The following is a 12,385-nucleotide window of genomic DNA, read 5'->3' on the forward strand; positions in this document are numbered from 1 at the left end:
CGTGTCAGTGAACCTCGCTTCCTTCCTCTATCTCGTCTCCGGCATCCTGTTCATCCTAGCGCTGCGCGGCCTGTCGCATCCGACCACCAGCCGCCAGGGCAATACCTACGGCATGATCGGCATGGCGATCGCCATCGTCACCACGCTGGCGCTGGCGCTGCCATCGGCCGGCGGGCTTGGCCTGATCGTCATTGGCCTCGCCATCGGCGGCGGCGTCGGTGCGGTTACCGCGCGCCGCATCGCCATGACCTCGATGCCGCAACTGGTTGCCGCCTTCCACTCCCTCGTCGGCCTCGCCGCCGTGATGGTGGCGGCTGCCGCGATCTATGCTCCCGAGAGCTTCGGCATCGGCACGGTGGGCGACATCCACGGCCAGGCACTGGTCGAGATGAGCCTTGGCGTCGCCATCGGCGCCATCACCTTCACCGGTTCGATCATCGCCTTCCTCAAGCTCGACGGGCGCATGTCCGGCAAGCCGATCATGCTGCCGGCGCGCCATCTGGTAAATATCGGACTGGGCGTGGCGCTGGTGGTGCTGATCATCCTGCTCGTCACCACCCAGAGCTACACGGTGTTCTGGCTGATCGTGGCGCTGTCGCTTCTGCTCGGCGTGCTGCTGATCATCCCGATCGGCGGCGCGGACATGCCGGTCGTCATCTCGATGCTGAACTCCTATTCGGGCTGGGCAGCGGCGGCACTCGGCTTCACGCTCGGCAATCTCGCGCTGATCATCACCGGCGCGCTGGTCGGCTCGTCGGGCGCGATCCTGTCCTACATCATGTGCAAGGGCATGAACCGCTCCTTCATCTCCGTCATCCTCGGCGGCTTCGGCGGCGAGACGGCAAGCGCTGCCGGCGACGACGGCATCGAGCGCACCGTCAAGCAGGGCTCGGCAGACGATGCCGCCTACCTGATGATGAATGCGCAAAAGGTCATCATCGTGCCCGGCTACGGCATGGCGGTGGCGCAGGCCCAGCATGCGCTGCGCGAGATGGCCGACAAGCTGAAGGCCAACGGCGTCGAAGTGAAGTACGCGATCCATCCGGTCGCCGGCCGCATGCCCGGCCACATGAACGTGCTGCTGGCCGAAGCCAACGTGCCCTATGACGAGGTGTTCGAACTGGAGGATATCAACTCCGAGTTCGCGCAGGCCGATGTCGCCTATGTCATCGGGGCCAACGACGTCACCAACCCGTCGGCGCGCGATGACAAGTCCTCGCCGATCTTCGGCATGCCGATCCTCGACGTCGACAAGGCCCGCACCTGCCTGTTCGTCAAGCGCTCGCTCGGCTCCGGCTATGCCGGCATCGACAACACGCTGTTCTACAAGGACGGCACCATGATGCTCCTCGGCGACGCAAAGAAGATGACCGAGGAAATCGTCAAGGCAATGGATCACTAGATATTCAGGTGAGGGCGGGCTGCAAACGGTGGCCCGCTGCGCTTCCGGTGCTCACGTACCGAATGTACATTCCGCGCCGGTTCTCGCCGACCCCGTTTTCGCTCCGCCCCGACCTGAAACCTCAGTATGCGCTTTCCTATCGCGACGATGAATCTGGAACTGGCGTCCAGATAACGTCCTCGATGCGGTTGGCACCTGCGGCGAGCATCACCAGCCGGTCAAACCCGAGCGCGATGCCACAGGCATCGGGCATGATGGCAAGAGCGGACAGGAAGTCCTCGTCAATCGGGTAGCGCTCGCCATAGATGCGCTCCTTCTCGTCCATGTCGGCTTCGAAGCGCTTGCGCTGCTCGACCGGATCGGTGAGTTCGCCAAAGCCGTTGGCAAGCTCGACGCCGCAGCAATAAAGCTCGAAACGCTCGGCCACGCGCGGATCGTGCGGTGCGGGGCGCGCAAGGGCTGCCTCGACGATCGGGTATTCGCAAAGCACGGTGGCCCTGCCCTGCCCTAGCTGCGGCTCGATCAGCTCTACCATGACGCGGCTGTAGAGATCCGACCAGCTATCGTCGGGCGCGGTGCGCAGGCTGGCGCTGACAAGCGCGGCATGCAGGCCGTCGCGGTCCGTCGAGCCGTCCGGGGCAACCGTCGAAAGCAGATCGATGCCGGCGTGGCGCGTGAAGGCTTCCGCGACCGTGAGGCGTTCGGGCTCAGCGTAAGGATCGGCTTCGCGGTTCCTGAATACGAAGCGCCGGGTGCCGGCCTTGTCGGCGGCGAGCGAAAGCAGCGCGGCGCAGTCTTGCATCAGCTTTTGGTATGTTTCGCCAACGCGGTACCATTCCAGCATGGTGAATTCGGGGTGGTGAAGGGCGCTGCGCTCGCGGTTGCGCCAGACCGGACCGAAGCTGAAGATGCGCTTTTCGCCTGCCGCCAGCAATTTCTTGCAGGCGAACTCCGGCGAGGTATGCAGGTAAAGCGGCTGCGTGGTGCCATCCGAGCGGATTTCGGCGGTGGCGAAAGCCGACAGATGGGTTTCGTTGCCGGGGGATATCTGGAGGGCGGCAGCATCGACCTCGATGAAATCTTCGTCGGCGAGGAAATCGCGGATTGCCGCGGCGATCCTGTTGCGCAGCAAGAGGCGTGGACGGCGGTCGGCATGGACATGCGGCGTCCACCAGGGAGAAGCTTCGATCATGATTGTGCGGGCAAGCGGCGACGGGGTGGCTGGCGATTGGCGCGCGGATAGGGTAAAGCGCGCACGATGGCTGCGACAGCCGAATGGCCGCAACGCAAAATTTCAGGAAGAACGCTTGTGAAGGTAATTGCCAGTTCCCTCCGTAAAGGAAATGTCGTCGACAAGGACGGCAAGCTCTATGTGATCCTCTTTGCCGAGAATATCCATCCTGGCAAGGGCACGCCGGTCACCCAACTCGACATGCGCCGCATTTCCGATGGCGTGAAGGTTTCCGAACGCTATCGCACGACCGAGCAGGTCGAGCGCGCCCATGTCGAGGATCGCGAGCATACGTTCCTCTATAGCGATGGCGAAGGCTTCCACTTCATGAACCCGGAGACCTACGACCAGATCGCGGTGGCAGAGGACGTCATCGGCGACCAGGCGCCGTACCTGCAGGAAGGCATGGCGGTGACGCTGTCGGTGCATGAAGGCGTTGGCATTGCAATCGAACTGCCGCAGCGCGCCGTTTACGAAGTGGTCGAGACCGAGCCGACGACCAAGGGCCAGACCGCTTCATCCTCCTACAAGCCGGCTATCCTTTCGAACGGCGTCAAGACGACCGTTCCGCCGCACATCGCCGTTGGCACGCGCATCGTCGTCATGACAGCAGACGGCGCTTACGTGGAACGCGCCAAGGACTAACGCCGTGGCCGGGCCGGAAGTCGGGATCGATTTCCGGACTGTATTATGCGTACATTCTAAATTAACAACAGCTCGGATAGCTGAGAGAATCGCGACGCTGCTGAAGCGCCGGCGGTTTCAGGCATCCGGAGTTTTGTCATGCCTGTACGCAACAAGCCAACCAAGGAAAAACAGTGAAACTCTCCACCATCATCGCGCTAGGTTTCATTCTCGCAAGCACAGCAGCGCGAGCCGAGGACCCACCGCTGAAGATGGGCGTCGAGGGAGCCTATCCACCCTTCAACGCGGTAGATGCAGCCGGCAAGGTCGAGGGCTTCGATGTCGATATCGGCGAGGCGATCTGCAATCGGCTCAACCGCACCTGCGAATGGGTGGTGGTGCAGTGGGACGGGCTGATCCCGGCGCTGCAGGCTGAGAAAATCGACGTGCTGATGTCTTCCATGACAATCACCGAAGAACGCAAGCAACAGGTGCTGTTTTCCAAGCCCTATTATTTTTCCTACGGCATGATGATTGCCAACAAGGGAAGCGGACTGGGTTTTTCCAGCGACGGCTTGAAGGGCCATGATGTCGGCGTCCAGGCTGCCACCACGCACGAACACTGGCTGCGCGACAAGTTCGGCGATGCGATCAAGCTGCACGGCTATCCGTCGAGCGACGAGATGTTCCTCGACTTCCAGAACGGACGGCTGGACGCGGTGTTCGCGGAAGCGCCAGCCATGGTGCCGTGGATGGAAGCGAATGGCGGCGTCGCGGCCTATGAGCAGATCGGTCCCAACATTACCGACGCAGCCCTTGGCACCGAGATCGGCATCGCCGTTCGCAAGGACGACACGGAACTGGCAGGCGACATCAACGCTGCCCTCGACGAAATCATTGCGGACGGCACGTTCAAGACGGCCGCCAAGAAATATTTCAGCTTCGAACTCAGGCCGCAGTAAGCCGGCCTCTACCCCTCGAAGCCGGTCAGCACGCCAACCGCATTGACGCCGATTTCCTCGACCGCATAGCCGCCTTCCATGACAAACAGGGTCGGCAGGCCGAGTTTGGCGATGCGAGCACCAATCCTGGGGTAGTCGGCGCTTTTCAGCTTGAACTGGCTGATCGGGTCCTTCTCGAAGGTATCGACGCCAAGCGAGACGACGACAACATCGGGCGCATAGTCCGCAAGCCTTTTGCACGCGTCCTCAAGGTTTGCATTCCATGCGTCCCAATCGGTGCCGAAGGGCATCGGGTAATTCAGGTTGAACCCCTCGCCCGGCCCTTCGCCGCGTTCGTCGGCATGGCCAAGAAAATACGGATACTCGACCATCGGGTCGCCATGCAGATTCAGCACCTGAACGTCGTTGCGGCTATAGAATATCTCCTGCGTGCCGTTGCCGTGGTGGTAGTCGACATCGAGGATCGAGACACGCCCGGCACCCTGGTCGCAGAACCATTGGGCTGCGACGGCAGCATTGTTGATGTAGCAATAGCCGCCCATGAAGCCTGCCCCGGCGTGGTGGCCGGGCGGACGGCAGAGCGCGAAGGCTGCACGTTCGCCGCCCTTGACGACAGCGGCTGCCGTCAAGGCCACGTCATAGGATGACTTGATCGCATCCCATGTGCCTTTGACGAACGGTGCGCCGCCGTCGAACGAATAGAAGCCGAGCTGGGCGTCGATGGATTTCGGCAAAACGTCGCCGCGCAGGCCGCGTGTCGGCCAAGTGAACGGGATGGCCGAACCTTCGCGACCCGCCGCCTGCCATTGCGGCCAAACCGTCGGCAGGAAGTCGATGTAGTCGGCCCTGTGCACCCGCTTGGCGGCGGCAAGATCGTGAACCTCAGGCGGCAGGATCGGTCCGAGCTTTTCGCTCTCCACCCTCGCCCGGATGAACTCGGCGCGTGACGGCTTTTCAAAACCGGGCACGATCGCACCGGAAATCAGTTCCATCGTGCCGGCATGACCGGCGTGGAGCGGCGAAAAAACGGTCTTCATGAATCCCTTCCGGTGTTGGCCAAATCTCAGCCTAGCCGAGCCATTCGCTCCTTAACAAGCGCTGTGCCAAGCGGCCACCGCTTGCTGGCATGGCCACCGGTCGTCTAGCCTGCCCTCATCGTCAACCATGCCACAGGCATTTCATGGCTTTGACCGCAGACCTGATCGTGACCAATGCGCGCGTGCTGACCATGGATGAGGACCATCCTTCGGCCGAGGCTGTCGCGATCCGGGACGGCTCGATCCTCGCCGTCGGTACGCGTGCCGGCATCGATGCGCTGCGCGGGCCTGCGACCAAGGTGATCGATGCGCGTGGCGGTTCGGTCATTCCGGGCTTTGTCGAAGCCCATATGCACCTGTTCTCCGGGGCTGCCGAACTGGCGCACCTGCAACTCTCCGGCATTGCCGGCTTCGAGGCGCTGCAAGCGGCGATCCGCGCCTATGCGCCAACCCGGCCGGAGGCAACGATGCTCGTCGGGCAAGGCGTGGATTACACCGTGCTCGGCAGCGAGCGGGTAACCCGGCATCATCTGGACGCCATCTTGCCCGATCGCGCCTTCTGCATGGCGGCGCCCGACCACCACACGATGTGGGCCAACACCAAGGCGCTGGAAATGGCCGGCGTGCTGCATGGCCGGGTTCTTGGCCCCGGCAATGAAATCGTCATGGGCGTAGACGGGCTGGCAACGGGCGAGTTGCGCGAAGGCGAGGCGTTCGGCCCGGTCCTCGACCTTGCCGGGGAAAGCCGCGTGCGGCTTGGCCTTGCCACCGGCGGCGAACCCAACCCGACACCGACGGCAGCGGAAAGGAAGGCGGACCGCAACATCATGCGGCGCGGACTTGCCTGGTGCGCACGCCACGGCATCACCTCGATCCAGAATATGGATGGCAATCTCTACCAGCTTGAATTGCTAGCCGAGATCGAGGCAGAGGACGGCGGCCTGCCATGCCGGGTGCAGGTGCCTTTCCACTTCAAGAACTTCATGACGCTGGACATGCTCGACAAGGCATCGATGATGGCCGAGCGCTATAGAGGCGAATGGCTTTCATCGGGCATGGTGAAGGTGTTTTACGACGGCGTGCTCGATTCCTGGACGGCGGCGATGATCGAGCCCTATGCCGATCGTACGGACTGGGTAGGCGAGCCACTGTTTACCCCGCAGCAATTCAAGGAGCTTGCGGTCGAGATCGACAGGCGCGGCTTGCAGATCGCGGTCCATTCGATCGGCGACGGCGCGGTCCGGGCGGTTCTCGACGGCTACGAGGCGGCGCAGAAGGCAAACGGGCAGCGTGACAGCCGCCATCGGGTCGAGCATATCGAGGTCATCGCCGCATCCGACGTGCCGCGCTTCGCCGAACTTGGCGTGATCGCCTCGATGCAGCCGCCGCATCCACCCGGCGCGATGGGATTTCCGCTGGAGCCGACGATTTCGCGCATCGGCCCGGCCCGCTGGCCGCTCAGCTATGCGTGGCGCACGCTGAAGAATGCCGGTGCGCATGTCGTTTTCGCATCGGATTGGCCGGTATCGCCGATCGATCCGATCCTTGGGATGCAGGCTGCAATCTTGCGAAAGCCTTGGGCGAAGGGCGATCCGGACCAGAGCTTTTCACTGAAAGAAACACTGGCCGGCTACACGGTCGAAGGCGCCTACGCCGGTTTTCTGGAACATCGCAAAGGCAAGTTGAAACCGGGCTATATGGCAGATCTGGCAATGCTTTCCGATAACATCGAAACGGTTGAGCCTGAAAGGCTGCACTATGTAAGGGTCGTCACCACGATCTGCGGCGGCAAGGTCACATATCAGGCATGACGCCGGCGCCGGCAGCAGACGGTTTTTGAATCAAGGTTCAACTGTGCTGTTGCCAAGCCTGTTTTCATGTGGTGACAATTGGAACCGGAACGGGAGCCGCCGAAAAGAGCGGCCCCACAACAATGGGGTGCTGCGTGCCGGAAACGCCGGGTAAGAACGCGATTGAAGTTCGCGAAGTTCGCAAAGTCTTCGGCGCCGGGGAAGCGCAAGTGGTGGCGCTTGAAACGGTCTCCGTCTCAATCCGGGAGAATGAGTTCTTCACGCTTTTAGGCCCTTCGGGCTGCGGGAAGACGACGCTGTTGCGCCTGATCGCCGGGTTCGATTTCCCCACCGCCGGCCAGATAATGCTCTATGGCGAGGACATCGCGCCATTGCCGCCGTTCAAGCGGCCGGTGAACACCGTGTTCCAGAGCTACGCGCTGTTCCCACATATGAGCGTGGCGCAGAACATCGGCTTTGGCCTCGAAATGCTCGGCAAGCCGAAGAGCGAGATCAAGGCGCGCGTGGCCGAGATGTTGAAGCTGGTGCGCATGGAAGCGCTCGCCAACCGGCGCACAAGCCAGATTTCGGGCGGCCAGCAGCAGCGCGTCGCGCTGGCGCGTGCCCTTGCCCCGCAGCCGAAGGTGCTGCTGCTGGACGAGCCTTTGTCGGCGCTCGACTACAAGCTGCGCAAGGAAATGCAGATCGAATTGAAGCGACTGCAGAGCGAGACCGGCATCACCTTCATTTTCGTCACGCACGACCAGGAAGAGGCGTTGACGATGTCCGACCGCATCGCGGTCATGTCCTCGGGAAAGATCCTGCAGGTCGGCACGCCGCACGACATCTATGACAGGCCAGCGGAACGCTTCGTCGCCGACTTCATTGGGGAGACCAATTTCCTCAAGGCTGAAGTGGTCGGCCAGACCAACGGGCGGGCAACGGTGAAGTTGTCGTCCGGCGTCGAAATCCCGGCCTCCCTGCCTGCCGGATTCTCGCCCGCCGGCAAGGTCACCATCGTCATCCGGCCCGAGCACGCGCATCTTGCCGGAGCCAATGACAAGGCTTCGCTTTCCGGCGTGGTCGAAAACGTCGTCTATCTCGGCACGGACACGCATTTCCACCTCAGGCTGGATGACGGCGATGCCTTCATCGTGCGCCAGCAGAACAGCCGTGGCGGTGGCGATCTGGTGGCGCAAGGCAGCCGCGCCGGCATCCTGATCGGCTCCGACGCCGCACAAGTGCTGAAAGACTGACGATGGCGAGCGCAGAGGAAACTGCCCGCGCCGCCGACCGAAAGGACATTCGCGAGCGCTGGCTACTCTCAGCGCCGGCTCTTGCAATCATATTCGTCGCGGCCATCGGGCCGCTGTTCGTCATGCTCGCCTATTCCTTCATGATGAAGGGCGACTACGGCGACGTGAAGCCGTGGACCTTCTCCCTCGACGGCTGGACCTCAGTCCTGTTCCAGCGCGACATTTTCGACGACACGCTTGGACTGGCCGACGCCCATCTGACGATCCTGTGGCGCTCCATCCGCCTCTCCTTCTACACCACCCTGCTGACGCTGATCTTCGGGTTTCCAACCGCCTATTTCATCTCGACCAGGGCACCGACGACGCGCGAAATCTGGGTCTTCCTCGTCACCATCCCTTTCTGGACAAACCTTTTGATCCGCACTTTCGCGATGCAGCAGGTGATCCGCAACGAGGGACTGGTCAACACGGCACTGATCTGGCTGGGCGTTATCGAACGGCCGCTGCAGATCATGAACACCGATGTCGCCATCCTGCTCGGCATGGTCTACGTCTACCTGCCGCTGATGGTGCTGCCGCTTTATGCCAGCATGGAGAAGCTGGACTTCCGCCTTGTCGAAGCGGGCTACGATCTCTACGCCAGCCGCTGGCAGGTGCTTCGCCGCATCATCTTCCCGCTGGTCAAGCCGGGCGTCATCGCCGGATCGATCCTCGTCTTCATCCCGTCGCTGGGCGCCTATGTCATCCCGCGCGTCCTGGGCGGCGGCAAGAACATGATGCTGGGCAACCTGATCGAGCTGCAATTCGGCTCGGGCCGCAACTGGCCGCTCGGCGCAGCCATTTCCATCACGCTGATGGTGCTGGTGATGATCGCGCTGTTGTTTTACGTGCGCAATGTGTCGAAGTCGGAGACGGGGCATGGCTAGACGCACCTTCGACATCCGCGCGCAGCCCGGCTTCGGCTTCATGGCCTTGCTGACGTTCTTCGCCCTCTACCTGCCGATCGCAGCCCTTGTCGCCTATTCGTTCAACGCGGCGGAATCGCTATCGCGCTGGGACGGACTCTCGCTGCGCTGGTTCGCTTCGGCCTGGAACAACTCGACCGTACAGGACGCAGCGATACGCTCGCTCGTCCTTGCAGTCTGGGCAGCAACACTGGCCACGATCGTGGCGACCATGGCGGCGCTGGCGACGACGCGCACCCGGCCCTATCCCGGCCTGACCTTCAAATACGCGTTCATCAACCAGCCGCTGATGGTACCGGAAATCGTCACCGCCGTGGCGCTTTTGATCGTGTTCTCGCGCATCAAGGTGTGGACCGGCTATTCCGGCATGGGCTACCTGATCCTCGCACACACGGCATTCTGCATTCCGTTTGCCTATCTTCCGATCCGGGGCCGGCTGGAAGATATGGACCTGACGATGGAGCGGGCTGCCGCCGACCTCTACGCAACGCCTTGGAAGACTTTCCGCTATGTGACGCTGCCGCTGTTGAGGCCGGCAATCATAGCGGGCTTCATGCTGGCCTTCGTCATTTCACTCGACGACGTGGTCATCACCGAGTTCGTCAAATCCGGCGGGCAGGATACCCTGCCGACCTACATGCTGGGCCAGCTACGGCGCGAAACGAGCCCCGAGATCAATGCCATAGCAACAGTGTTCCTGGCCTTGTCGGTCCTGCTCGTTACCGTCTTCTTCTTCGTAAACCGGCGCAAGACATAGGCAATCAACAACTCGAAGGGAGAGCAGAAATGAGATTGAAAACACTGGCCGCGACGGCGGCGATGGCGGTCGCCGGCTTTGCCGGCAGCGCCTCGGCTGCGGGAGAGCTCAACATTTTCAACTGGGGCGACTACACCAGCGCCGAAATGATCAAGAAGTTCGAGGCCGCCTACGACGTCAAGGTCACCATCACCGACTACGATTCCAACGATACCGCGCTTGCCAAGGTACGGGCCGGCGGCCACGGCTTCGACATCGTGGTCCCTTCCGCCAATTACGTGCAGATCTGGGTCAAGGAAGGGCTGTTGCTCGAAGCACGCCCCGACCAGATGGAAAACTTCAAGAATGTCGATGAGCGCTGGGTGAACGTTCCCTGGGATCCGGGCCGGCACTACACCGTGCCGTGGCAGTGGGGCCTGACCGGCATCGGCGTCAACACCAAGGTCTACAGTGGCGATATCAACACCTCGGCGATCTGGCTCGACCCGCCGCCGGAACTGGCAGGCAAGATCAACGTCGCGCCCGAGATGAACGACGTCCTGTTCGCCACCATCAAGTATTTCGGCGGCGAATGGTGCACGGAAGACCTGGAACTGCTCAAGAAGGTGCGCGACAAGCTGGTGGAAGCAAAGCCGAAATGGCTGGCGATGGACTACAGCGTCACCGAGAAGCTGCCGGCGGGGGACTACTCAGCCGTCTACTACTGGAACGGCGCCATCATGCGGTCGCGCGAGAAGAACCCCGACATCAAGTTCGGCTATCCGAAAGAAGGCTTCCCCTACTTCATGGACAGCGTGGCGATCCTCAAGGATGCCAAGAACGTCGAAAACGCGAAGCTGTTCATGAACTTCATCATGGACCCGCAAAACGCGGCCATGATTTCGGCGTTCGCCAAGTATTCCAACGGCATCAAGGGTTCGATGCAGTACATGCCGGCGGAGATGCAATCGGCGCCTGAACTCGTGGTGCCGCCGGAATTCGAAAAGGCAGGCGAATTCCTCACGACCTGCGAGCCGCCGGTTCAGGAACTCTACACCAAGCTCTGGACCGAGCTTCAGAAGTAATCAGCGTCTGCGGCGGGCCGGGCTCGATTGCCCGGCCCCAAGCTGGAGCAAACACGAAAAATGCAGCAGACTACGGCGTTCGAGACGCAATTCGGCTTTCGCCGTGACGAGGTTACGCTGGCCAACTGGCGAACCTATCCATTCAACAAGTGGTCGTTCCAGAACGTCGGCGAATTGGTGCCCAGCGCCCCGATCCCTGCCGTGAACGGCAACGAAATACCAATGCAGGACATGAGCGGCCTTCTCAGCGAGAAGGTGCCGCTGGGGTCGAAGCAGGAAACGGTCGCCGATTTCCTTGTGCGCTCCTACACCGACGCGCTGACGGTGATGAAAGACGGCAGGATCGTTGGAGATTGGGCTGCACCAAATATGCAACAGGGTGCGCGCCATATCATCTTCTCAATCAGCAAGTCACTGACCGCTATATTGGCAGGCATCGTGGAAGGTGAAGCCCTGCTCGACCCTGAAGCGCCGGTGGCGCGCTACGTACCAGAGGCAGCGGGCTCAGCTTACGGCGACGCGACCGTGCGCCATGTGCTCGACATGGTGGTCAGCATCGACATCGACGAAGCCTATACCGACCCCGACAGCGCCTATGGCCGCTATCGCAAGGCCACTTTGTGGAATCCGGGAGGAGGCGCGGAAAGCCTCGCGTCGTTCCTGATGACACTGCCCCGGCTTGACGAGGACCACGGCGAGACCTTCCGCTATCGCTCGCCCAATTCAGACCTGCTCGGCATCGTCATCGAACGCGCCACCGGGCGGCGCATTCCCGATCTGTTGAGCGAAAAGCTGTGGCAGCCGCTCGGCGCAAAAAACGAGGCCTCGATCACGGTCGATATGGAAGGCGCGGCGCGCACAGCCGGCGGAATGTCGGTCACGGCGCGCGATCTTGCCCGCGTCGGCGAGATGATGCGCCAGGGCGGCATGGCCAACGGACGCCGCGTCGTTCCGGAAAGCTGGGTTCGCGACACGACAAATGCCGGCAGTGCGGAGGTGTGGCAGAAAGGTGCGATGGTTCACCTGTTCCCCCAAGGTCGCTACCGGAACAAGTGGTATCAGCCCGGAGACGGTAGCTTCTGCGGCATCGGCATCCACGGCCAATGGCTCTATGTCGACCCATCGGCCGGGACGGTGATCGTCAAGATGTCATCGCAGCCCGAACCGGTCGATGATCCGCTCGATATCGAATGCGTCTCCTTTTTCCAGGCTCTTGCCGCGATGGTGTGAGTGGTTCGATCCAACAGGGGACAAGACCGCAACGAATGAGCGGTCCGGTCCTCCCGCATCGTCGCCA

General features: G+C 61.9%; 11 protein-coding genes. 9 read left to right on the top strand and 2 right to left on the bottom strand.

Annotation, left to right across the window (positions count from 1 at the left end; translation table 11 throughout):
* Position 1: 1 nt before the first annotated feature.
* Positions 2-1,402: an NAD(P)(+) transhydrogenase (Re/Si-specific) subunit beta gene (locus ASD50_RS02475; protein ID WP_056235533.1), complete on the top strand. Its 1,401-nt coding sequence runs from the start codon at positions 2-4 to the stop codon at positions 1,400-1,402.
* 136 nt (positions 1,403-1,538) lie between these two features.
* Here ASD50_RS02475 and epmA read toward each other — a convergent pair whose 3' ends face one another.
* Positions 1,539-2,594 carry an EF-P lysine aminoacylase EpmA gene (gene epmA / locus ASD50_RS02480; protein WP_056235536.1) on the bottom strand — a complete coding sequence of 352 codons (1,056 nt, stop codon included), beginning with the start codon at positions 2,592-2,594 and terminating at the stop codon, positions 1,539-1,541.
* Positions 2,595-2,660: 66 nt separating this feature from the next.
* On the opposite strand from epmA, the gene efp reads away from it, so the two are divergent.
* Together efp and ASD50_RS02490 are read left to right on the top strand one after the other, a co-directional pair.
* On the top strand, positions 2,661-3,278 hold the full coding sequence (gene efp, locus ASD50_RS02485; RefSeq protein ID WP_156464905.1) for an elongation factor P: 618 nt from the start codon (positions 2,661-2,663) through the stop codon (positions 3,276-3,278).
* Between the two features lie 173 nt (positions 3,279-3,451).
* The gene (locus ASD50_RS02490; protein ID WP_056235543.1) at positions 3,452-4,219 is read left to right on the top strand and encodes a transporter substrate-binding domain-containing protein; all 768 of its coding nucleotides are present in this window, start codon (positions 3,452-3,454) and stop codon (positions 4,217-4,219) included.
* Positions 4,220-4,227: 8 nt separating this feature from the next.
* On the opposite strand, the gene ASD50_RS02495 is transcribed toward ASD50_RS02490, so the two are convergent.
* Complete coding sequence (locus ASD50_RS02495) at positions 4,228-5,256, bottom strand: histone deacetylase family protein (RefSeq protein ID WP_056235546.1); 1,029 nt, start codon at positions 5,254-5,256, stop codon at positions 4,228-4,230.
* Positions 5,257-5,399: 143 nt separating this feature from the next.
* On the opposite strand from ASD50_RS02495, the gene ASD50_RS02500 reads away from it, so the two are divergent.
* The 6 genes from ASD50_RS02500 to ASD50_RS02525 all read left to right on the top strand — a co-directional run bounded on the left by ASD50_RS02500 (position 5,400) and on the right by ASD50_RS02525 (position 12,318).
* Positions 5,400-7,067: an amidohydrolase gene (locus ASD50_RS02500; protein ID WP_056235551.1), complete on the top strand. Its 1,668-nt coding sequence runs from the start codon at positions 5,400-5,402 to the stop codon at positions 7,065-7,067.
* Between the two features lie 134 nt (positions 7,068-7,201).
* The gene (locus ASD50_RS02505; RefSeq protein ID WP_056235554.1) at positions 7,202-8,302 is read left to right on the top strand and encodes an ABC transporter ATP-binding protein; all 1,101 of its coding nucleotides are present in this window, start codon (positions 7,202-7,204) and stop codon (positions 8,300-8,302) included.
* 2 nt (positions 8,303-8,304) lie between these two features.
* Complete coding sequence (locus ASD50_RS02510; RefSeq protein WP_056235561.1) at positions 8,305-9,228, top strand: ABC transporter permease; 924 nt, start codon at positions 8,305-8,307, stop codon at positions 9,226-9,228.
* Positions 9,221-10,024, top strand: a complete 804-nt coding sequence (locus ASD50_RS02515; protein WP_156464906.1) for an ABC transporter permease — start codon at positions 9,221-9,223, stop codon at positions 10,022-10,024. The genes ASD50_RS02510 and ASD50_RS02515 overlap by 8 nt, the downstream gene beginning before the upstream one ends.
* 29 nt (positions 10,025-10,053) lie before the next feature.
* Positions 10,054-11,088, top strand: a complete 1,035-nt coding sequence (locus ASD50_RS02520; RefSeq protein WP_056235568.1) for an extracellular solute-binding protein — start codon at positions 10,054-10,056, stop codon at positions 11,086-11,088.
* A 60-nt stretch (positions 11,089-11,148) separates the two neighbouring features.
* Positions 11,149-12,318, top strand: a complete 1,170-nt coding sequence (locus ASD50_RS02525) for a serine hydrolase domain-containing protein (protein WP_056235573.1) — start codon at positions 11,149-11,151, stop codon at positions 12,316-12,318.
* The last annotated feature ends 67 nt before the right edge of the window (positions 12,319-12,385 follow it).

The organism is Mesorhizobium sp. Root552, assembly GCF_001427285.1.
Taxonomy (GTDB): domain Bacteria; phylum Pseudomonadota; class Alphaproteobacteria; order Rhizobiales; family Rhizobiaceae; genus Mesorhizobium.